Here is a 21,367-nt window from a genome sequence, read left to right on the forward strand (position 1 = left end):
GGGCGGCACGGTCACCGCGCCGATCAGGAAGGGCGAACTCATCACCAGCGCCAATGCGGCGCCCGTGCCGGGCTCGAAGATCGTCGAACTCAGGGCCCGCCAGGACAGGCTCGTCTACGGCGCCTGAGCAGCAGATTTTGATGGCCGGTCTCCGCCAGGCCGGTTTTTCATTTCGCCTGTGAAACGAGGGCAAATAGACCTTGTATAAACAATAAATTAGAGAGAAGAGACTTTGGCAAATTAATCTGTGCAAAACCAAGGCTTCCTTGAAAAAGACGGCTTCGCTAACAATATTAAGAAATAGTTAATGCGGTTGAGTCTTTGTTGCAGGAGCTAGTCTTGCCAGCATATCAAGTCAAATTCGCTTATCTGACGAAGCATAAGCAGACACGCCATCTCTATCATGAGCTTGTCATCGCGGATGACGAAGCAAGTGCGCTAAAGCGCGGGCGCCAGCTGATGATGAAGCGATCGCCCAATGCCCGCATTGTCCACGACTCCTGCGTGCTGCGTCCTGACAGCGCCGATATCGAAAGCGCGACCGCTCAGGGCTGGCGGCTCAACGAGAATTGGTGGTCGCGGCCAATCAAGCCAGACGACGATCTCGCTGCAATCGCCAAGCATGGTTTCGCCCATAGTGACCATGTCCATGCAAAATCTGCGGTGGACTGTGTCGCGATTGACAAACGCGCAGCTTAACGCCGCTAAAGATCGGTTCGTACATTCCACAGTTCAGGAAACAGCACCACGTCAAGCATCTTGCGTAGATAGTTGACGCCGGTGGTGCCACCCGTCCCTGTCTTGAAGCCAATGATACGTTCGACCGTCGTGACATGGTTGAAGCGCCAGCGCCGAAAATAGTCTTCGAAATCGACCAGCTTTTCCGCGAGTTCGTAAAGCGGCCAATGGGCTTCCGGATCGCGATAGATTTGGAGCCAGGCATTGCGGATGCTTTCATTGGCCTGATGGGGCCGCGACCAGTCGCGGTCGAGCACGGATCCATCGATGGCAAAGCCCTTGCGCGCCAGAAGGCGGATCGACTCGTCGTAGATGCTGGGTTTCTGCAGAATTTCCTCAAGCCATGCGTGGATGTCCGGCTTGTGCTCGTGCGGGCGCATCATTACGGCATTCTTGTTGCCGGCAAGAAACTCGATCGCCCGATACTGGAACGACTGGAATCCTGACGACATGCCGAGGGCCTCGCGAAATGTCGTATATTCGCTCGGCGTCATGGTGCGCAGGACATCCCATGCTGAGTTCAACTGATCGAGAATGCGGGAAACGCGTGCGAGCATCTTGAAGGACGGCGCAAGGTCGTCCCTGGCAATGTGCTCGCAAACCGCAGTCAGTTCGTGGATGACGAGCCGCATCCAGATTTCGGATGCCTGGTGCTGTACGATGAACAGCATTTCGTCATGGGCATCGGAAAGCGGCGTCTGCGCCGAGAGAATACGGTCGAGGCGCAGATAGTCGCCGTAGGACATACGCCCATCGAATGACATCTGTGCGCCTTCGCGCTCCGGATCGTAAGGTGTGCGTGTCATGTCACCGCTCCCCTCACATGGAATTCGGGCGCCTCCCAAGCGCGCGTCTCAAGGATGTCCTTGAGGATCGCCGCGGCCCGCTCGACCTCGGCGAAACTCAAATAAAGTGGCGTCATACCGAAGCGGATGATGTCCGGGGCACGGAAATCACCGATCACGCCGCGCGCAATCAGCGCCTGCATGATGGCATAGCCGTTCTCGCAGGCATAAGAGACCTGGCTGCCGCGAAGTTCCGGCTCGCGCGGCGTCACCAGGCCCAAGGCGAATTTTTCGGCAAACGTGCTGACTTCCTGGATGAACAGATCGCAAAGCGCAATCGACTTGGTACGAATGGCGGCCATGTCGACGTCGTCCCAGAGCGCCATTGCTTCGTCCATCGCAACCATCCCAAGGACTGGAGGTGTGCCGCACAAATACTGCTCGATGTTATCGGATGGCGCGTAGCTCGAATCGAAATCAAACGGCGAACGGTGACCGAACCAGCCTGAAAGTGGCTGGCGGAAGCCGCCATGATGACGCGGATTGACGTAAAGGAACGCCGGGGCGCCCGGACCGCCATTCAGGTATTTGTAACCGCAGCCAATGGCGAAATCCGCATCGGCTCCCGCAAGATCGATCGGCATAGCGCCCGCGGTATGGGCGAGATCCCAGATGACGAGTATGCCCTTGTCATGGGCCGCTCGCGTCAGCGCTGCCATGTCGTGGCGATAGCCGGTACGATAATTGACGTGGGTCAACATCAGTACGGCGACGTCCTCGTCAAGCAATCCCCGAATATCGCCCGGCCCATCTGACAGCACCAGCCTGTGACCCTTGCCAATCTGTTTGGCCACACCCGCAGCAATGTAGAGATCAGTCGGGAAGTTTTCACGCTCGGAGACAATCTTGCTGCGCCCGGGGTTGAGGTCAAGCGCCGCTGACAGGACCTTGAACAGATTGATCGACGTGCTGTCCGCCGCGACGACCGTCTCTTCGCCGGCACCAAGGATGCGGGCAATCCGCGCACCCACACGCTGAGGCAAGTGCACCCAGTCGGCCGTGTTCCAACTGCGGATGAGACCGACGCCCCACTCCTTGTCGATCGTGTTAAGCACGCGCTGGCGCACGGATTTGGGCAATGCGCCAAGCGAATTTCCATCGAGATAGATCACGCCCTCCGGCAATTCGAAACGATCGCGAAAGCTGCGCAACGGGTCGGAAAGGTCTGCTTCAGCGGGGTCGATTCTTGTTCTGGTACTGTCCATGGTGTTCCTATTCGTCAGGCGGCCGCCTCAATGCCGGTGATGCCGCTGGCCTTGGCAAGTTTCAAGAAGGCATCCGTGGCAAGACGCACATGGTCGAGCATCAAAACCTCGGCTTTCGCCTTGTCGCGATCGAGCGCCGCCTGCATGAGCGCGGTATGGGCGTCTATCCCGAGCGCTTCCCGCGACAACACGCCCAATGACCCGCCACCGTTTTGCTCGGCGGAGCGATTGAGATGGTCGATTCGCAGAATGATATGGCGCCGATAACGCTGCAGTTGAGCGTTGACCTGCCGTGCAAAATTCATCAGCCAGAGGGACGAGGCGCCATCGATAAGGGCAAAGTGAAATTCCGTGTGAGCGGCATCCCAGAGGTCGATCGCTTCAGATTGGGAAAAGGAGTTGGGAACCTCGCATTTCGACAGCCGGTAATGGGCGCTGACGAGTCGCGCTTCCCAGTCACGGTCGCCTTTCTCGATGGATCGCAATAGCAACTGGGTCTCGATTGCAGCGCGCGCCGATTCGAGGTCTTCGAGTTCTTCGAGCGTCACTGCCGCGACGCGGAATCCCTTATTGGCTTCGGTTGTCACAAAGTTTTCGGCATGGAGTCGATTGAGGGCTTCGCGGACGGGTGTCGCACTGCCACCCAATTCCTGCGCAAGCGCGCGCAATCGCAATGACTGTCCCGGCCGCAGCCTCCCATTGAGAATGCGCGATCGCAACGCAGCATAAAGGCTGTCCGATTTGACGCTCTCGGCCATTGTTCCCTCTGTGGGTTTGCCCCATTATGTATTGTATATCATTTCACGCTTGTTATACTATTTTCAAGCCTCAGGGGTTGGAACATACAAAAAAGGGAGAACATTCGATGGTTGGCGCAAAATATGTGGTGCGCACTGCGCTCGCGGCGATACTTGGCTTGGGCCTTGGTATGGGTGCCGCTTCTGCGGAAACGAAGATCGGCATTGCGCAGTTCGGCAAACATCCCCAACTCGACGAAACCGTAACCTCGTTCAAGGCAGAATTGGCCAAGCTTGGCGTCGCCGATGCAGTCTATGACGAACTCCAGGTCAATTTCGATGCGACGCTTATCCCGCAGATGGTAACGAAGCTTGTATCGGGCAGTCCGAAACTGATCCTCGCAGTGACCACACCGGTCGCGCAGGGTGCACGCCAGATCGTCGGCACTTCGGGTACGCCCGTTGTCTTTGCGGCCGTGACCGATCCGGTCGCAGCGAAGCTGACGCCGTCATGGGAGGCCGGTGACACCGGCATGACCGGAGCATCGGATTTGCAGGACGTTAGTTCGGTGGTCAAATTTGTTCGCAAACTGCTGCCCGATGCCAAACGCCTCGCCTATCTTTATAATCCCGGCGAAGACAATGATGTGGCCGTTTTGAAACTGATCAAGGAAGCAGCTAAGGCCGAAGGTATGGAACTCGTCGAGGTCGGTCTCGACAACACCAATGACATTCCAATCCGGGTCAGTTCGCTCGCCGGCAAGGCCGATGTCATCTATGTTCCGGGTTCAAACCTGGTGCAGCCGGCGGTGCCAGCCGTTGCCGCGGCCGCCCTCTCGGTCAACATTCCAATCGTCAACGCCTCAGCGCAGGCGGTGCGCGACGGCCTCGTCGCAGCGGCGTTCGAGGTCTCCTACACCAAAGTTGGCCAGAATGCCGCGAAACTTGCAGCGGAGATCATCGCTGGCAAGTCGCCTGCAAGCCTTGCTCCCATCAAGCCGACCTATGAGGACCATACGGCTTTGATCAATGAGGCTGTGCTCGCAAAAACCGGACAGAAAGTGCCCGATACCCTCAAAGATTGCGAGTGCTTCGTCAAATAAGCCTTCTCCTTTCGACGACAAACATATAGTTCCTGCGCCATCCATGACGCAGGAACTATTGCATGGAGCACATCGCTTGGAGTTCGAGGACTCGCAATGACAAAGATTATGCTTTCCGTTACGGGCGGCACCAAGATTTTCTACCGCGGCACGCAGGACGAGCGCCGGGCGCTCGATGGTCTCAATGTCACCCTCGAGCCTGCGGATTTTTGCATTGTGATCGGCAGCAATGGCGCCGGCAAATCAAGCTTTCTTAATGCCGTCTCCGGCAAGCTCCCGCTCGACTCCGGCCGCATATCGATCGACGGTCAGGATGTCACCCGGCTCAACGCGCATCGCCGCGCTCAATTCATAGCCCGAGTGTTTCAGGACCCGATGATCGGCACAGCACCGACCATGACCATTGGCGAGAACATGTTGCTGGCCGAACTGCGTGGCAAGCCCCGAGGTCTTTCCTTTGGCCTTACGGCAGCGCGGCGGGCTCGCTACAGCCAGCAGCTTGCCGAACTCAACCTTGGCCTCGACAAACGGTTGGACATGCCTGTCGGGCTTCTTTCCGGTGGTCAGCGCCAATCGCTTTCCCTGGTGATGGCCGTTTCGACCCAGCCAAAACTTCTGCTCCTTGACGAGCACACGGCAGCCCTTGATCCGCGCACCGCAAAGCTCGTGATGGATACAACCGTGCGCGCCGTGGAGGCGCTGCAACTGACGACGCTGATGGTCACCCACAACATGGAACACGCGATCAACTACGGCAACAGGATCATTATGATGGACGCGGGCAAGGTCCTCGTCGAGATCGGCCCGGACGAGAAACGCGGTATAACGGTCTCCGACCTGATCGATCGGTTCCACACCAAATCCGACGCGATCGCGTTGCAGGGAAATTGAGCCATGGACGTTTTCAACAGCTTCTACGGCCTGATCCCGGTCACTATTGCCCAGAGCCTGATCGTTTCGTTCGTCGTACTTGGCGTCATGCTACCCTTCCGCATATTGAACTTTCCGGACCTGACATCGGAAGGCGCATTTCCACTCGGCGGCTGTGTCTGCGGAACCTTGATCGCGGCAGGCGTCAACCCGTTCCTCGCATGCCTCGTTGCGCTCGTCTGTGGTTTCATTGCAGGGTGCAGTACGGCTTTCATCCATCTGCGCTTCAAGATCAATACGTTGCTCGCGGGCATTTTGGTCATGACGATGCTCTACAGCATCAACTTGCGCATCATGGGCCGCACCAATATTCCGCTTTTCACCTATGATACGGTATTCACCCTTTTGGCTGGAACGTCGGCGAACCTGCCGTCGGTCAAGATCCTGATCGTCGGCGTGTTGATCCTGCTTGTCGTCGCGGCCATGCTCTACTTCTTCATGTCGGAGAAGGGAACCTCAATGAGAGCGGTCGGAGCGAGCCCGGACATGGCCGAGGCTCAAGGCATCAATGTGAGTACGGCAACCATCCTTGGGGTCGGCGCTGCGAGCGCGCTCTCGGCGACCGGTGGAAGCATCATGGTGCAGACACAAGGCTTCGCCGACGTGAATATGGGCTTCGGCATCTTGATCAACGGGCTCGCCGCTCTGATCATCGGCGAGGCGATCACTGGGCGTCAGACCATCCTGCGGCAGGTGCTTGCGCCGGTGGTCGGCTCTCTCGTCTACTATCAGCTGATTTCTTTCTGTCTCACGCTCGGCCTTGCGCCAGCGGATCTCAAGTTCGCGACTGGCGCCTTCGTCCTTTTGATGCTGGCTCTGCCGAACCTGCGCAAATCCGGCGGGGGTATCGCGATTCGCGAAAAGGTCAGGGAATAAGATTTCAATATCGGGAGGAAATTGGATGGGCATGCAGGAACCTATCGACTGGGACGACGCCTATTCGAACTTTGCCTATATACCCGATGGCTATGGCTATCCGGCAAAATGGCTGGCTCAGGCCACGAACTTTCGCGAAGAGATGGACCGGATGGGCCTCTTGAAACTCGATTTGAGCTACGGCGAACACCCGCGCAGCCGGTTCGACCTTTTCATGCCTTGGAGCCGCCTGCGCGGGCTCGCCGTCTTCGTTCATGGCGGCTACTGGATGGAAGATTTCGACAAATCAGCCTGGTCGCATCTGGCCCGGGGCGCCGTTTCTCACGGGTTTGCAGTCGTTGTACCGTCCTATGCGCTCTGCCCGGATGTGCGCGTCTGTGATATCACGGTACAGGTGGGACTTGCGATCGCGCGCGCTGCAAATGAGATCGCCGGACCTATTCACCTGGCCGGGCATTCGGCCGGCGGCCATCTCGTCGCCCGCATGGTGAGCTCGACCTCACCGCTACCGCAAGCGGTGCGCCAACGCATCCGCAAGACCGTCCCGATATCGGCCCTTGCCGACCTGCGGCCGCTGATGAAAACGGAAATGAACGAGACCCTTCACCTCGACGCGGTCGAGGCACGGCTCGAAAGCCCTGCCCTGCTCGAGCCACAGGAGGGAATCGACGTGACGGCCTGGGTGGGCGCGTTGGAACGGCCGGAATTCGTGCGCCAGAATGCGCTGTTGGCTAACGTATGGTCGGGATTTGACTGCCGTGTCGATGCTGTCGAAGAGCCCGGCAAGCATCATGCGGATATTATCGATGGCTTGATGGAACCCGAACATCCGCTGACACGCAGATTGCTGTGCATTTAGTCAAACAAAAAGCTGCCAGAGTTGGGATATCACCCTAGCAGCTTTTTGAGTCCGATTTATTAATTTAAAGATTTCAGGCGCTTAGGCGCTTCGATTCTTCAATTATCATTGCATTGTTTGGAAGGCCCAGTGCATGGGCAATACGCTCCAGCTTTGCAGGGTCGTAGTTTTGACCGCTTTCGATCGTTTCAATTTCAAGGGAGGTCAGACCGCATGCTACGGCCAGATCCTCGACGGAATATCCGAACTGTTCGCGAAATGCCCTGACAATATTGGTACCATTGGCTAGCGCCGTGGAAATTGTTTCTGGCAACGTATAGTCGCTGTTGTTCATCGCTTTGCTCCTAACGTGAAAGGTTTGGTTAACAAATCGGAAGGCCGAACTTATACGTCAATCGCGCTCGATCAAGCGTTTTGTGACGGCTCACGGAAAACGTGAACGCAACCTCTACGGGTACTTGCCTTATTGTGGCGCCAGATTTCGCTAGACTAGCGCAGCCGCCGCTTGTCGACTCAGTCAATTACTGAAGAATATCAGTGGATTGTTACGCCACTGTGTCACTCTCAAACGCTCATATAGGAACGAGACGGAAGAAAATGAACCATCACGGCAGGAATTATTTCAGGGCCATATTTCTGGTGATTGTAACATTTGCTCCGCTGATCTCGGGTTGTGCACGTGTCTATTATGGCACCTTCCGGTACGACGCCGCGTGCGTTGAAGGAGACTCCCGCTATCCGGGTGTCGGCCCCGTTTGCGTCGTGAAGCGGACCAGGTAGCGGCCGGCCTGCACGCCTTTTGGCAACAAGTTGACGAGCACCAAACGTTTCGCATTTTCTGATGGTTGGCGAGACTGGTGGACCGTGCGACGAACTTCCTATCGTGAACTCCGATGTCCGCCGCCGTAGCTTGCGCACTTCCTCCTTCATATTGATAATACTATATGACAATACAGTTTACTAATAACAATTACCCAACTAAAGTCCTGGAGGGACTGTCGTTTCGGCAGCCCCACCGCGCCAGGAACCTTGGAGGAAGGATCCGGCCGCGATGGTCAGATTGCCAACGGTCCGGGCACGCTTTACGGACTTCAATGGGAGGTTAGTTATGAGACTTGCATTTGCTGCTGGCTTAACCGCTGCTCTCGTCCTTGGGGTAGCCGGAGTACCGATCGCCAACGCCGCCGATAAACCCACCTTGGCTTTTGTCGTCAACGGTGCCTCCGACTTCTGGAAGGCTGCCGAGGCTGGAGTCAAGAAGGCCCAGGCCGAACTGCCGGACTATACGCTCGAGCTGAAATATCCGGAGCAATCATCCGTCGCAATCCAGCAACGGCTGATGGATGATCTCGTCACCGCTGGTGTTAAAGGCATCATGGTTTCCGCGGTTGATCCGAAGACGTCGACCGATGGTCTGAACAAGATTGCATCGCAGACGGCGCTCTTCACCACCGACAGTGATGCACCGCAAACGAACCGCGTCGCCTATATCGGCTCGTCCAATGTCGACGCCGGGAAGCAAGCAGCGGAAATCGCCAAGAAGGCGATGCCGGATGGCGGCAAGTGCATCGGATTTGTCGGCCTGCTCGGCGCCGATAATGCCAAGGAACGCATCCAGGGCATGAAGGACGGCCTTGCCGGAACGAAAATTGAACTGATCGACGTGCGTGGTGATGACATCGACCAGACGCGGGCAAAGAAGAACGTCGAAGATGCGCTGGTTGCCAGCCCCGACGTGACCTGCATGGTCGGCTTTTACTCCTACAACACACCCCGCATCTATGAAGCGCTTCGTGACGCGGGGAAGCTAGGCCAGATCACGGTCGTTGGTTTCGACGATGATCCGATCACGCTCGGTGGTGTCAAGGAAGGTACCGTTGCCGCAACGGTTGTGCAGCAGCCATTTGAGTGGGCTTATCGGGGTATGAAGCTCATGGCTGCCTATCTCGGCGGTGACAAGTCAGGAATCCCTGACAACAAGCTGATCATCATCCCGACCGTTATCATCGGTAAGGATGATGTCGACAAATATGCGGCAAGTCTGAAAGCAATGGCTGGAAATTGAACTGATCTGCCGAGATAATCGGAGGACGTCGTCTTTAGGCGGCGTCTTCCGATTCACCGCCGAGCCTGGTTCTGAACTGCCATGATGAACACAGCTGAAATATCGTCTTTCGACCACGCAGAGGCACCTTTCCTCAGCCTTGCAGGCGTGCGCAAGAGCTATCCCGGCGTCGTCGCTCTCGATAACTTCTCCATGGAAGTAGCGCCTGGCGAAGTTATTGGCCTCGTTGGGGAAAACGGCGCAGGCAAATCCACATTGATGAAGATCTTGGGCGGGGTCGTGAAGCCCGATCGCGGCACGATTACCGTCGACGGCGTCGAACACAATCAACTCGCCGTCGAAGGTAGCATGAAGGCCGGTATCGCCTTCGTCCACCAGGAACTCAATCTCTTCGACAATCTCGATGTCGCTGCCAATGTCTTCCTCGGTCGCGAGCCGCTTCGCGCCGGACCTCTGAAAATTGTCGATCGCGCCAAGCTGCGCCAAATGGTGGGTTCGCTTTTGAAGCGCGTGGGTGCGAATTTCAGTGCGGATACGCCGGTTTCGAAGCTATCGCTCGCCCAGCAACAGATGGTCGAAATCGCCAAGGCACTATCAATAAATTCACGGCTTGTCATTCTCGACGAACCGACGTCGAGCCTTCCGCTGCCCGAGACGGAAAAGCTCCTCGCCGTTATCAAGAGTCTGAAGGCCGATGGTATCAGCGTCATTTTCATCTCGCATCGCCTGCATGAAATCGAACGCGTCGCCGACCGTGTCCTGGTCTTGAGAGATGGCATTCTCGCCGGCGTTTTGCCGAAGGGCGCTATCTATCACGACGAAATGGTGCGGCTGATGATCGGACGCGCGCTCAAAGCACGCACGTCTGTCACCGCCCACACCCCCGGCGCCGTGGCGCTTTCGGCAAAGGAGATACGGACGGCTGCCTATCCGCACCACCCCGTCAGCCTTGACATCTGCCGCGGAGAAATCCTTGGCCTGGCCGGTCTCGTCGGTTCGGGACGCACGGAACTGGCGCGGGTGTTGTTCGGCATTGATGCGAGGCTCGGAGGCGAAGTTTATGGCGATAACAGAAAACTCGCGCTCGGTTCTGCCGCTGATGCAGTGGCCAATGGCATATTTCTGGTTCCGGAGGATCGCAAGCTAGAGGGAATCCTGCTCGATTTCCCCATTGCACAAAACATTTCGCTGCCTGATATGACCGCCCATTCGAAAAGGTTTCTCGTGTCGGCCCGCAGCGAAAACAGGACGGCGGAAAAGCAGCGTTCCAGCCTGGGGATCAGAGCGCCTTCGATTGCAACCCGGACCGGCTCGCTGTCGGGCGGGAACCAGCAGAAAGTCGTGCTTGCCAAATGGCTCGCCATGAATCCCAAAGTCATTATTATGGATGAGCCGACGCGCGGTATCGACATCGGCGCCAAGGCGGAAATCTACAATCTCATGCGGGTTCTCGCCGAGGCAGGCGTTGCCGTGCTGATGATATCGAGCGACATGGAAGAGGTGATCGGGGTTTCCGATCGCGTCGCCGTTATGCACGAGGGGCAGATCTCCGGCATTCTTGGCAAGGGCGAACTCAGCCAGGAAAACGTCATGCTGCTTGCCGTGGGAAAAAAGGCTAGACTACCGACGAAAGATCTGGAGGGACGATGAGTAAGAAAGATATCGGGCTGCTGATTCTAATCTTGGTCGTCGGCGCGGTCGTCGCGGCCATCAATCCCCGGTTCCTATTGCCCATCAATCTCGCTAATACCTCCAACCTGATTGGGCTCTTTGGCGTCCTTTCTATAGGCCAGGCCTTCGTCATCATTACCGGCGGTATCGAACTCTCGGTTGGATCGTCCATCGCGCTTCTTGGGGTACTCTTCATCGACTTCATCGCAACGCGCGGCATGGACTGGCCGGTCGCTCTCATTCTCATTTTACTCCTCGGAGGACTTATCGGTCTCGCGCATGGGTGGCTGATCGCGCGGCTTCGGCTTCAGCCCTTTGTCGTCACCCTTTGTGGCCTTCTGATCTATCGCGGCGTCGCACGTTTCTATACCGCCGACGGCACGGCGGGATTTGCTTTCGGTCAGAACTTTCCGACGCTCGAGTTCCTGACCGCCGGCCGCACCTATGGTGTCCCCAACAGTTTCATAGCGCTCATTGTCATCATGGCGGTGATGTGGGTGGTACTCCACCGGTCGGTCTTCGGCCGGTACCTCTATGCGATCGGCAAGAATGAAGAGGCTGCACGCTTCTCCGGCATTCGCACTGATCGGATTGTCATGGCCGCCTATGTCATCTGTGGCGTTTTAACGGCGCTCTCGGCGGTTTATTTCGCCATGTACACCCGATCCATCTCTCCGGCGAGCCATGGCAACTTTTATGAACTTTATGCGATTGCGGCTGCGGTGCTTGGCGGCTTTTCGCTGCGCGGCGGCGAAGGCTCCATCGTCGGCGTAATCCTCGGCACCGTATTGCTGCAGGAATTGCAGAACCTGGTGAACCTGCTAGGCATACCCTCTTCCCTCAACTTCTCGGTGATGGGCGGCGTCATTCTCATCGGGGTGCTCGTCGACCAGCAATGGGGCGCATTCCGCAACAGGCGGCGTTTGGTCAGGGCGGCCCGCGTAGAGCCAAGCACCGAGGGCCAAAGGAGCTAGCCGGAAAGGACTGAACATGGACCTTTTCGACCTTCAAGGCGGCATCGCCATCGTGACGGGCGCAGGCAGCGGTATTGGCAGGGCCATCGCGATCGGCCTCGCCGAAGCCGGTGCCGATATCGGCTGTTTCGGACATGCTTCTGGTGATGGCCTCAACGAGACAGTCGAGCATATCCACGCAGTGGGACGCAGGGCGATAGCCATCGAAGGCTCAGTCACATCCGCAGAAGATTTGGCAAGCGCGGTGCGCGGGATCGAGACGGAACTCGGCGCTCTCACCATCGCCGTCAACAATGCGGGTATCGGAGCGGGCGGCGCGGCCGAGACGCTTGCACGCCAGAGCTGGCAGCATGTCTACGACGTCAACGTTACGGGTGTGTTTCTGTCCTGTCAGGCGGAGGCGCGCGTCATGCTGTTGCGAGGCAAGGGCTCTATCATCAACATTGCCTCCATGTCCGGCTCGATCGTCAACCGCGACCTCAAGCAGGCGGATTATAATTCGTCCAAGGCGGCAGTCATCCACCTTTCGAAGAGCTTGGCGATGGAATGGGTGGGCCGGGGCGTGCGCGTCAATTCGATCAGCCCGGGTTATACGTTGACCCCGATGAACCAGCGTCCGGAAGTTGCAGAGCAGGTCAAGATCTTCGAACGCGACACGCCAATGGGCCGCCTCGCGGAGCCTGAAGAAATGATCGGCCCAGCGGTCTTCCTCGCAAGCAGGGCAGCGTCCTTCGTGACGGGTATCGATCTCGTCGTCGACGGTGGCTTCGTCTGCTGGTGACGCTGAAGGGCGAGCGCCACCCCAACCAGAGGGAGCTCGGGTATTATCAGATCGCGATCTCGAATTTTGCCTGGGTCTTCGCCTTGATTTCGTCTAGCGAAACCCCCGGCGCGATTTCGATCAATGTCATCTTTGGATCGCCATGACGTTCGAAGGTAAAGACACCGAGATCGGTGATGACGAGATCGGTCACGCGCTGGCCAGTCAACGGTAGGCTGCATTCTTCGAGAAGCTTAGCTTCGCCCTTGGCCTCATGCTCCATCACGACGACCACGCGCTTGACACCAGCCACAAGGTCCATCGCGCCGCCCATGCCCTTCACCATCTTGCCCGGCACCATCCAGTTGGCGAGGTCACCGTTTCGGGCAACCTGCATCGCACCGAGAATGGAAAGATCGATATGGCCGCCGCGTATCATGCCGAAGCTGTCGGCGCCGGAGAAATAGCTGGTGGTGGGTAGTTCGGTGATCGTCTGTTTGCCGGCATTGATGAGGTCGGCGTCCTCCTCGCCCTCATAGGGGAAAGGGCCCATTCCGAGCATGCCGTTCTCACTCTGAAGCTGAACGCTCATGCCGGTCGGAATATAATTGGCGACGAGGGTCGGAATGCCAATGCCGAGATTAACGTAGAAGCCGTCCTGCAATTCCTTTGCGGCGCGTTCGGCCATTTGATCGCGTGTCCAGGCCATCTTAGTTCACCTCACTTGCAGCGATGATACGCGGGCGGGTCGTTCGTTGCTCGATATGCTTGGCGGGATTGGCCACATGCACGATGCGTTTGACGAAGATGCCCGGCGTGTGCACTTGGTCGGGATCGATCTTGCCCGCATCGACAAGATTTTCGACCTCCGCGATCGTGATCTTTGCGGCCGTTGCCATGATCGGATTGAAGTTACGCGCCGTCTTCCGATAGACAAGATTGCCTTCCGTATCGCCCTTGTAGGCGTGAACGATGGAAAGGTCGGCGAAGAGACCACGCTCCATGACGTAGGACTCGCCATCGAATTCGCGTACATCCTTGCCCTCGGCAATGATCGTGCCGACACCCGTCTTGGTATAGAAGGCCGGAATACCCGCACCACCCGCGCGGATGCGCTCGGCGAGCGTACCTTGTGGGTTGAATTCCAGTTCGAGTTCGCCCGACAGGTATTGCTGGGCGAACAACTTGTTCTCCCCGACATAGGACGAGACCATCTTGCGGATCTGCCGCGTTTCAAGCAGAACACCGAGGCCGATGCCATCGACGCCCGCATTGTTTGAAATCACGCTCAAATCCTTAACGCCCGAGTCGCGGATCGCGTAGATCAGCGCTTCCGGGATGCCGCAAAGGCCAAAGCCGCCGGCCATGATGGTCATGCCGTCGAACAGCACGCCATCGAGCGCGGCGCTCACATCTGAATAAACTTTTTTCAAGGACAATCTCCCATTTCTCCATCCTCTGGGCGCCAACGGTATGGCTTGTCGAGGCGGTACAGGTAGTCGTATTAATACTGCATGACAGCAGCCGCATTATCCAGTTCCGACATCGCAAATCCTGAAAGCGCAAAACGCTTCTGGCTTGCCGACCTGCCGGTGCCGATGGTCTATGCGACTTACCGTATCATACGCGATTGTAATGTCGAATTCGCAAAGGAGTTCGGCTATGAACGCGATGAACTGATCGACCAGAGTTTTTCAAGGCTTTATCCGAAGATTAGGGATTTCGTACGTACCGGCGAGATGTGGCGGACGAACTTTGCTGGCGGCAAGGTCTATTACGACGAGCGCCTGATGCGACGACGTGACGGCACAAGCTTCTGGTGCAGGGTGCGGGGGCGCAGCCGCAACCAGGCCGATCCGTTCGCGGAAGCGCTCTACTGTTTCGAGCCGATGAGCCGAACAGTTGCCGCCACCACTAGCCTGATATCAGATCGGCAAAAGCAGGTGCTTACCCTCGTCTCGCAAGGCAAGACCAACGCCCAGATCGCCCAAGAGATCGGTCTATCCAAGAGAACCATTGAAGCGCACCGTGCGCGGCTGATGCGTGCCTATGGTCTGCGAAACAGTGCGGAGCTGATCGCCTGGTTTGCGGCGCTTCGCTAAGGGTCAGAAGGTTGGCGGTGTGCAGGCGCTGACCACTTGGCAGGCGTTCGGACCGACGCAGCGGAACCTGTGCGGTCGGCGACTTTCAAAATAGTAGGCGTCGCCCGGTCCAAGGATGCGCCGCTCATCGTCGACCGTCACTTCAAGGCGCCCACTGATCACGACACCGCCCTCCTCACCGTCATGAACAAGGGGAATCTTCCCCGTATCGCCGCCGGGTTCATATCGTTCCTTGAGGATTTGCAAGGCCCGTCCGAAGAGGTTCTCGCCGATCTGCCTGTAGGAGATGTTGCCCTTGCCGATCTCGACGAGTTCCCCGGCCTCGTAAAACACCTTTTGCTTGCGATCCGGCTCGAGCGCGAAAAACTCGGCAAGTCCGATCGGAATGCCGTCAAGGATGCGCTTGAGCGCGCCGACAGAAGGGTTAGTCTGGTTGGACTCGATCAGCGAGATCGTGGAGTTGGTCACACCTGCGCGCTTGGCGAGTTCACGCTGGGAAAGACCATGTCGTTCGCGAAGGAAACGCAGCCGTCCGCCTAAATCAATGCTCATCTCTGTTGCACCTGTTTTATATGGCGCAAATATTCCATGGACCTTCAATAAAAACAACTGGTTGGCTACAAATAGAAAAGGACTTGTTGGATAATTCAAACCGTGGCTTCTTGCGTAAAGAAGAGGAGACTTCCATGCTTATGTCGAACACCCCATCGCTCGAGAGTTACTGGATGCCGTTTACGGCCAACAGGCAGTTCAAGGCGGCGCCACGGCTGCTGGCCGGCGCCAAGGGCATGTATTACACTGATGTCGATGGCGGTCAGGTACTCGACGGTACGGCCGGTCTCTGGTGCGTCAACGCCGGTCACGGCCGCGAAAAGATTGCCGATGCGGTAGCCCGCCAGCTGATGACAATGGATTTCGCGCCCTCATTCCAGATGGGCCATCCCGGCGTATTCGATTTTGCCGAAAAACTTGCAGCGATCGCTCCTGGCGGCAAGGAAGCTGGACTCACCAAGGTATTCTTTACCGGGTCGGGGTCTGAATCAGTTGACACGGCCTTGAAGATTGCAATCGCCTACCAGCGCGCTATCGGTCAGGGCACGCGCACGCGGGTCATCGGCCGTGAGCGCGGCTATCACGGTGTTGGCTTTGGCGGCATTTCCGTCGGCGGTCTTGTCAATAACCGCCGCGTTTTTCCGATGTTGCCGGGTGCGGATCATTTGCGTCATACCCATGATCCCGTGCGCAATTCCTTCGTCAAAGGTTTGCCCGAACACGGCGCCGACCTTGCCGACGACCTGGAACGTCTCGTTGCACTGCATGGCGCCGAAACCATCGCCGCCGTCATTGTCGAGCCGGTCGCGGGTTCGACCGGCGTGCTCCTTCCACCCAAGGGCTATCTTGAGAAGCTCCGCGCAATCAGCAAGAAACATGGCATCCTGCTCATTTTCGACGAAGTCATCACCGGCTTTGGCCGCCTCGGGACCCCGTTTGCCGTCGATTACTTTGGCGTCGTGCCCGATCTTGTCACAACCGCCAAGGGCCTGACTAACGGCGCGCTGCCGATGGGTGCGGTCTTTGCCAGCGAGGCCATTTATGACGCGCTGATGACTGGGCCGGAAAGCCAGATTGAACTGTTTCATGGCTACACCTATTCGGGACACCCGGTTGCCTGTGCCGCGGGTCTCGCGACGCTCGAAATCTACCGCGAGGAAGAGCTTCTGACCCGCGCTGCCGAAGTTGCCGACCATTGGCAGGAAGCGATGCACAGCCTGAAGGGCATTTCGAATGTCATCGATATCCGCACAATTGGTCTCGTTGCCGGCATCGAACTCGCGCCTCACCCCGATGCGGCCGGCGCGCGTGGCTATGATGTCTTCGTCGACTGTTTCAAGAAAGGTCTTCTCGTTCGCGTGACCGGCGATACGATCGCTCTTTCACCGCCACTAATCGTGGAAAAGGAACAGATCGACACGATAGCTTCGATGCTGGGAGACGCCATCAAACGGGCCGCCTAAATATTCTTCCATATGGCCGAGAAGCGCGGATCAAAGGTCCGCGCTATCGGTTCCGCGGCCGCGCCAAGCGCCACCGACCACGGATCCGCTAATCCGGCCTGAAGTCGCGCTTCGGGAAGCCGGCTGGCCCGATCTGCGATAGAGGGCAGCAGGGGCTCGATCTCCTTGACGAGACGGTCGATGAGGATGCGTGGGGCGCCGCCACACAGAATGATCGTCTGCGGGTCGAAGATGGATTCAAGCGCCTGAATGGCGCGGCGCAACCGCTGCGCCACGTCGGCTATCCAGGCCTCGATCTGCGGACTCCCGCGTATAAGCGCGTCGCTCACAATCGCGAAAAGTTCCGGTTCCGATGGATCGATGTTGAGCAATTTGCACAAGGACGCCATCGATGCGTAGTGCTCCAGATGTTCGACGTCAGCGTCATCACCCGGGATTAACGCCAAAATCATGCCGATCTCACCGGCATTGGCGTGCGCGCCCCCATAGAGTTCGCCGTTCAAAATGAGACCCGTCCCAAGGCCATAGCCGAAATAGATGCAGATCGCATGATCGAGACCGTGGGCGGCGCCGAGAAGGCGCTCCGCTGTGGCAGCGGCAGCAGCATCGTTCTGCAATGCCACCTCGAGACCGGTGCCTTCCGCAATGCGATCGATGAGCGGAAAATTCTGCCATGCCGTCATCATCCATGGATCATCGTAAAGCGTGTTGATTCCGAACGGCCCCGGCATAGCGACGCCGAGACCGACAAGCCGCCTATCCGCATCCGTTGACTGATTGGCAAGTTCCTCGCGCGCCCGCCTGATCAGGTCGAGGATCACCAGCACACCCTCGGCCGGACCGCCAGGCGGAAGCTTTGCCTCGATCTTAACGAGCGTCTCACCGACCAAGTTGACAATCACGGTACGGGTAACGTGGCGATCGATCTGCAGGCCGATGGCGAAAGCGCCCTCCGGTACGAGCTGGTAAGGGGTTGCGGGCTGTCCCCTCCCCCGCCTTACAGTGGCCTGCGAGCGCACCAGCCCGTCAGAGGCCAGTTCCTCAATGATGTTGGATACTGTTTGAGGGGTAAGGCCGGTTGCTCTTGCAAGGTCGGCACGCGACAGGGCGCCATTAACGCGCAGCGCATCGATCATGATGCGGCGATTATGCGCGCTCGCACCGCCAAGATTGGTCCCACTCTTCGCCCTGATCGATCTCTTGCTTTCCATCACAGTCCCCACTTGACTCTAGAAGAATATTCAACAACAAATAAGTCAAGACAATTGATTTAATAAAAGAGACCATAAGAGTCTTCGGGGAATGAGCACTGGCCGGACGAAGGGAAGTCGCGGGCAGGTCCTGGTTAAAAGCTCTCGGACTTAACACCAACCGGCGCCACTCCCGTAGGGCGGCTCCGCAACTGACCAAGGCCAAATAGGAGGTAATAATGTTGAAATCCGTGCAGACTGCGCTCCTTGGCGCGACACTCCTTGGAGCGGCGCTGTTTTCGCCGGCTCATGCGCAGAACCAGATCAATGCGCTGTTCATGGCGCAGGCTGCTTACAGCGAGGCAGACGTACGCGCCATGACGGAGGCCTTTACCAAGGCCAATCCGGACATTTCGGTCAATCTCGAATTTGTTCCCTATGAGGGCCTGCATGATAAGACCGTCCTCGCCCAGGGTTCTGGCGGTGGCTATGACGTTGTCCTCTTCGACGTGATTTGGCCGGCCGAATATGCAACCAACAAGGTCCTTTTGGATGTAACCGATAAGATCGCACCGGAAGCTCAGTCGGGAGTATTGCCGGGTGCCTGGACCACGGTTGAGTATAATGGCAAGCGTTATGGAATGCCCTGGATCCTCGACACCAAATACCTCTTCTACAACAAGGAAATTCTTGAGAAGGCCGGCATCAAGACGCCGCCGACAACATGGGCAGAGCTTGCCGAACAGGCCAAGACAATCAAGGACAAGGGTATTCTCGCGACCCCCATTGCCTGGAGTTGGTCGCAGGCCGAAGCCGCCATCTGCGATTACGCGACGCTCGTCAGCGCCTATGGCGGCAGCTTCATCAAGGACGGCAAGCCGGCATTCCAGACGGGCGGTGGCCTCGACGCGCTAAAATACATGGTCGACAGCTACACGTCCGGCGTCACGAACCCGAACTCTAAGGAATTCCTGGAGGAGGATGTCCGCCGTGTCTTCCAGAATGGCGAAGCGGCTTTCGCTCTTAATTGGACCTACATGTATAACATGGCCAATGATCCCAAGGACAGCAAGGTCGCTGGCAAGGTCGGCGTGGTTCCTGCACCCGGCGTTGAAGGCAAAAGCAAGGTCTCGGCCGTCAATGGCTCGATGGGACTCGGCATCACCTCGACGAGCAAACATCCGGACGAGGCATGGAAATACATTAGCTTCATGACTTCGCAGGCCACCCAGAACCAGTATGCCAAGCTCAGCCTGCCGATCTGGGCATCGTCTTATGACGACCCGGCTGTTGTAAAGGGTCAGGAGGAGTTGATCGCGGCGGCGAAAGTCGGGCTTGCGGCCATGTACCCCCGTCCCACAACGCCGAAGTATCAGGAGCTTTCCACGGCGCTGCAGCAGGCAATCCAGCAATCGCTGCTTGGCCAGGCGAAGCCCGAGGATGCGCTGGAGACAGCCGTCCAGGACAGCGGCCTCTGAAATGGAGCGCGGGCGAGCGGACACATTTCTTCGCCCGCGCCTTTCTTAATGATCAATATTATCGGATTGTTAGCGTGGCAGGCACTTTTTCATGACGAGCAGCTGGATCACGACCCGCGCATGGTTTTTGATGTTGCCGCTTTTGATCGTCATGGTCGCGATTATTGGCTGGCCACTCTTCGATACGGTGCGCCTGTCCTTTACCGATGCCAAGCTTGTCGGCACCGAAGGCAATTTCGTCGGCCTCGAGAATTACGCCCGGATCCTCTCCGGCTCCAACTTTCAGCGAACGCTCGTAATCACCTTCTGGTTTGCGGTGCTTTCAGTCGCGGCGGAAATGGTCATAGGCGTGCTCGCTGCGCTGCTGCTCAACCAGCGCTTCTATGGCCGCTCGGTCTTGCGGGCACTGATGATATTGCCTTGGGCATTGCCAACGGTGGTCAATGCCACGCTATGGCGGCTCATCTACAATCCTGAGTATGGCGCGCTCAATGCAGCGCTTACGCAAATCGGGATTATCGACGCCTATCAATCATGGCTTGGTGAACCTGGCACCGCACTGGCATCCCTGATCGTCGCCGATTGTTGGAAGAATTTTCCGCTCGTCGCGCTGATCGCCCTTGCCGCCCTTCAGGCCGTGCCACGTGACATTACGGCGGCGGCGATGGTCGATGGTGCTGGTGCCTGGTCGCGTTTCCGTTTCGTTATCATGCCCTACCTTGCCGGCCCGCTGATGGTCGCGCTGGTGTTGCGCACTATCGAGGCATTCAAGGTTTTCGACATCATCTGGATCATGACACGCGGCGGCCCAGCCAACAGTACACGCACGCTTTCGATCCTCGTATATCAAGAAGCCTTTTCATTCCAGCGGGCGGGGTCGGGCGCTTCGCTGGCTTTGATCGTTACGCTGCTGGTGACGGTCCTTGCGGTCGCCTATGCGGCTCTCATTCGAAAAAGCGCGGGTGTGTCCTAATGGAACGTAGAAGCCTTACCGCAACCGTTCTCGTGCATCTGGCAGCGCTGTTGTTGCTCGTTGTCATCCTTGCGCCGGTCCTCTGGCTCTTTGTCATGAGCATTTCCTCGACACCCGATCTCATCGTGAAGCCGCTGCACTGGTGGCCGGAAACCGTGGACCTGTCGCGTTACGGCGTATTGCTGTCGTCCGTTGCCAACAGCGCCGGACAGGCCTTCGTCGCCTCGCTGTTCAACAGCATCAAGGTTGCGGGCATGGCGACGATTGCCGCGTTGCTTGTGGCGATCCCTTCGGCCTGGGCCGTCTCGCGGACGCCTTCGGTCGGCTGGTCCCTCTACGCGGTCATCGCCACCTATATGTTGCCGCCAGTCGCGCTTGCCGTGCCGCTCTACATGGCGCTTTCTTGGTTCGGCCTCCTCAACACCGTTTTCGGGCTCGCGCTGGTCTACCTTACGATCCTCGCGCCCTTCACAACCTGGCTTCTCAAATCCGGCTTCGATTCCATACCCCGAGAGATCGAAAGCGCTGCGACGATGGATGGGGCGCGGCTTGACCAGATCTTGCGGATCATTACCTTGCCGCTCGCCGCGCCGGTCATGACGACCGCGGCGCTCTTTGCATTCCTGCTCGCCTGGGATGAATTCTTCTATGCGCTTCTCTTCACCTCGGATCAGCGCGCCAAGACGCTGACCGTCGCGATCGCCGACCTCGCCGGTGGACGCGTCTCCGATTACGGGCTCATTGCCACAGCGGGTGTATTGGCCGCCCTCCCCCCGCTGCTCATCGGTCTCTTCATGCAACGTGCCCTGATTGCGGGCCTGACCAGCGGCGGCGTCAAAGGATGAA

At 57.7% G+C, this 21,367-nt stretch carries 22 protein-coding genes; 14 read left to right on the forward strand and 8 right to left on the reverse strand.

Annotated features, from left to right (window positions below; genetic code table 11):
* The first annotated feature begins 339 nt into the window (after window positions 1-339).
* On the forward strand, window positions 340-699 hold the full coding sequence (locus tag AAAB35_RS25005; RefSeq protein ID WP_340671007.1) for a hypothetical protein: 360 nt from the start codon (window positions 340-342) through the stop codon (window positions 697-699).
* A 5-nt stretch (window positions 700-704) separates the two neighbouring features.
* Here the strand turns inward: AAAB35_RS25005 and kynA are convergent, their stop codons facing one another.
* The 3 genes from kynA to AAAB35_RS25020 are packed head-to-tail and all read right to left on the reverse strand — an operon-like array spanning window position 705 to window position 3,546.
* Window positions 705-1,544 carry a tryptophan 2,3-dioxygenase gene (kynA, locus tag AAAB35_RS25010; RefSeq protein WP_340671008.1) on the reverse strand — a complete coding sequence of 280 codons (840 nt, stop codon included), beginning with the start codon at window positions 1,542-1,544 and terminating at the stop codon, window positions 705-707.
* Window positions 1,541-2,788, reverse strand: coding sequence for a kynureninase (gene kynU, locus AAAB35_RS25015; RefSeq protein WP_340671009.1), 1,248 nt, complete (start codon window positions 2,786-2,788; stop codon window positions 1,541-1,543). The genes kynA and kynU overlap by 4 nt, the downstream gene beginning before the upstream one ends.
* 14 nt (window positions 2,789-2,802) lie before the next feature.
* Window positions 2,803-3,546 carry a GntR family transcriptional regulator gene (locus AAAB35_RS25020; RefSeq protein WP_340671010.1) on the reverse strand — a complete coding sequence of 248 codons (744 nt, stop codon included), beginning with the start codon at window positions 3,544-3,546 and terminating at the stop codon, window positions 2,803-2,805.
* A 107-nt stretch (window positions 3,547-3,653) separates the two neighbouring features.
* Between AAAB35_RS25020 and AAAB35_RS25025 the strand changes: the two genes are divergently transcribed.
* The 4 genes from AAAB35_RS25025 to AAAB35_RS25040 all read left to right on the forward strand — a co-directional run bounded on the left by AAAB35_RS25025 (window position 3,654) and on the right by AAAB35_RS25040 (window position 7,293).
* The gene (locus AAAB35_RS25025) at window positions 3,654-4,628 is read left to right on the forward strand and encodes an ABC transporter substrate-binding protein (protein ID WP_340671011.1); all 975 of its coding nucleotides are present in this window, start codon (window positions 3,654-3,656) and stop codon (window positions 4,626-4,628) included.
* A gap of 96 nt (window positions 4,629-4,724) precedes the next feature.
* The gene (locus tag AAAB35_RS25030) at window positions 4,725-5,519 is read left to right on the forward strand and encodes an ABC transporter ATP-binding protein (protein WP_340671012.1); all 795 of its coding nucleotides are present in this window, start codon (window positions 4,725-4,727) and stop codon (window positions 5,517-5,519) included.
* Between the two features lie 3 nt (window positions 5,520-5,522).
* Window positions 5,523-6,434, forward strand: coding sequence for an ABC transporter permease (locus AAAB35_RS25035; protein WP_340671013.1), 912 nt, complete (start codon window positions 5,523-5,525; stop codon window positions 6,432-6,434).
* Window positions 6,435-6,465: 31 nt separating this feature from the next.
* Window positions 6,466-7,293: an alpha/beta hydrolase gene (locus AAAB35_RS25040; RefSeq protein ID WP_340671014.1), complete on the forward strand. Its 828-nt coding sequence runs from the start codon at window positions 6,466-6,468 to the stop codon at window positions 7,291-7,293.
* A 73-nt stretch (window positions 7,294-7,366) separates the two neighbouring features.
* Here the strand turns inward: AAAB35_RS25040 and AAAB35_RS25045 are convergent, their stop codons facing one another.
* A complete protein-coding gene (locus AAAB35_RS25045; RefSeq protein WP_340671015.1) occupies window positions 7,367-7,627 on the reverse strand; it encodes a helix-turn-helix transcriptional regulator in 261 nt (86 codons plus the stop codon).
* Window positions 7,628-8,401: 774 nt separating this feature from the next.
* Here AAAB35_RS25045 and AAAB35_RS25050 point away from each other — a divergent pair.
* The 4 genes from AAAB35_RS25050 to AAAB35_RS25065 all read left to right on the forward strand — a co-directional run bounded on the left by AAAB35_RS25050 (window position 8,402) and on the right by AAAB35_RS25065 (window position 12,784).
* Complete coding sequence (locus tag AAAB35_RS25050; RefSeq protein ID WP_340671016.1) at window positions 8,402-9,358, forward strand: sugar-binding protein; 957 nt, start codon at window positions 8,402-8,404, stop codon at window positions 9,356-9,358.
* A gap of 84 nt (window positions 9,359-9,442) precedes the next feature.
* Entirely contained in the window at window positions 9,443-11,008 is a 1,566-nt protein-coding gene (locus tag AAAB35_RS25055) for a sugar ABC transporter ATP-binding protein (protein ID WP_340671039.1), read from the forward strand.
* Complete coding sequence (locus AAAB35_RS25060) at window positions 11,005-12,003, forward strand: ABC transporter permease (RefSeq protein WP_340671017.1); 999 nt, start codon at window positions 11,005-11,007, stop codon at window positions 12,001-12,003. The genes AAAB35_RS25055 and AAAB35_RS25060 overlap by 4 nt, the downstream gene beginning before the upstream one ends.
* A gap of 16 nt (window positions 12,004-12,019) precedes the next feature.
* Window positions 12,020-12,784 (forward strand): SDR family oxidoreductase, encoded by a 765-nt coding sequence (locus AAAB35_RS25065; RefSeq protein WP_340671018.1) that lies wholly within the window; start codon window positions 12,020-12,022, stop codon window positions 12,782-12,784.
* Window positions 12,785-12,830: 46 nt separating this feature from the next.
* On the opposite strand, the gene AAAB35_RS25070 is transcribed toward AAAB35_RS25065, so the two are convergent.
* Window positions 12,831-13,472, reverse strand: a complete 642-nt coding sequence (locus AAAB35_RS25070; protein ID WP_340671019.1) for a 3-oxoacid CoA-transferase subunit B — start codon at window positions 13,470-13,472, stop codon at window positions 12,831-12,833.
* A gap of 1 nt (window position 13,473) precedes the next feature.
* Window positions 13,474-14,196, reverse strand: a complete 723-nt coding sequence (locus AAAB35_RS25075; protein WP_340671020.1) for a CoA transferase subunit A — start codon at window positions 14,194-14,196, stop codon at window positions 13,474-13,476.
* Window positions 14,197-14,277: 81 nt separating this feature from the next.
* Between AAAB35_RS25075 and AAAB35_RS25080 the strand changes: the two genes are divergently transcribed.
* A complete protein-coding gene (locus AAAB35_RS25080; RefSeq protein WP_340671021.1) occupies window positions 14,278-14,865 on the forward strand; it encodes a PAS and helix-turn-helix domain-containing protein in 588 nt (195 codons plus the stop codon).
* Window positions 14,866-14,868: 3 nt separating this feature from the next.
* On the opposite strand, the gene AAAB35_RS25085 is transcribed toward AAAB35_RS25080, so the two are convergent.
* On the reverse strand, window positions 14,869-15,417 hold the full coding sequence (locus AAAB35_RS25085; RefSeq protein ID WP_340671022.1) for a cupin domain-containing protein: 549 nt from the start codon (window positions 15,415-15,417) through the stop codon (window positions 14,869-14,871).
* A gap of 134 nt (window positions 15,418-15,551) precedes the next feature.
* Here AAAB35_RS25085 and AAAB35_RS25090 point away from each other — a divergent pair, with 134 nt between their 5' ends.
* Complete coding sequence (locus AAAB35_RS25090; protein ID WP_340671023.1) at window positions 15,552-16,880, forward strand: aspartate aminotransferase family protein; 1,329 nt, start codon at window positions 15,552-15,554, stop codon at window positions 16,878-16,880.
* On the opposite strand, the gene AAAB35_RS25095 is transcribed toward AAAB35_RS25090, so the two are convergent.
* A complete protein-coding gene (locus tag AAAB35_RS25095) occupies window positions 16,877-18,091 on the reverse strand; it encodes an ROK family transcriptional regulator (RefSeq protein ID WP_340671024.1) in 1,215 nt (404 codons plus the stop codon). The two genes, AAAB35_RS25090 and AAAB35_RS25095, sit on opposite strands and share 4 nt — an antisense overlap.
* 218 nt (window positions 18,092-18,309) lie before the next feature.
* Here AAAB35_RS25095 and AAAB35_RS25100 point away from each other — a divergent pair, with 218 nt between their 5' ends.
* The 3 genes from AAAB35_RS25100 to AAAB35_RS25110 all read left to right on the forward strand — a co-directional run bounded on the left by AAAB35_RS25100 (window position 18,310) and on the right by AAAB35_RS25110 (window position 21,366).
* Window positions 18,310-19,548 carry an extracellular solute-binding protein gene (locus tag AAAB35_RS25100; protein ID WP_340671025.1) on the forward strand — a complete coding sequence of 413 codons (1,239 nt, stop codon included), beginning with the start codon at window positions 18,310-18,312 and terminating at the stop codon, window positions 19,546-19,548.
* Between the two features lie 91 nt (window positions 19,549-19,639).
* Entirely contained in the window at window positions 19,640-20,521 is an 882-nt protein-coding gene (locus AAAB35_RS25105) for a sugar ABC transporter permease (protein WP_340671026.1), read from the forward strand.
* Complete coding sequence (locus AAAB35_RS25110; protein ID WP_340671027.1) at window positions 20,521-21,366, forward strand: carbohydrate ABC transporter permease; 846 nt, start codon at window positions 20,521-20,523, stop codon at window positions 21,364-21,366. The genes AAAB35_RS25105 and AAAB35_RS25110 overlap by 1 nt, the downstream gene beginning before the upstream one ends.
* Window position 21,367: the final 1 nt, after the last annotated feature.

It is taken from the genome of Phyllobacterium sp., from assembly GCF_037994425.1.
Classification (GTDB): Bacteria; Pseudomonadota; Alphaproteobacteria; order Rhizobiales; family Rhizobiaceae; genus Phyllobacterium.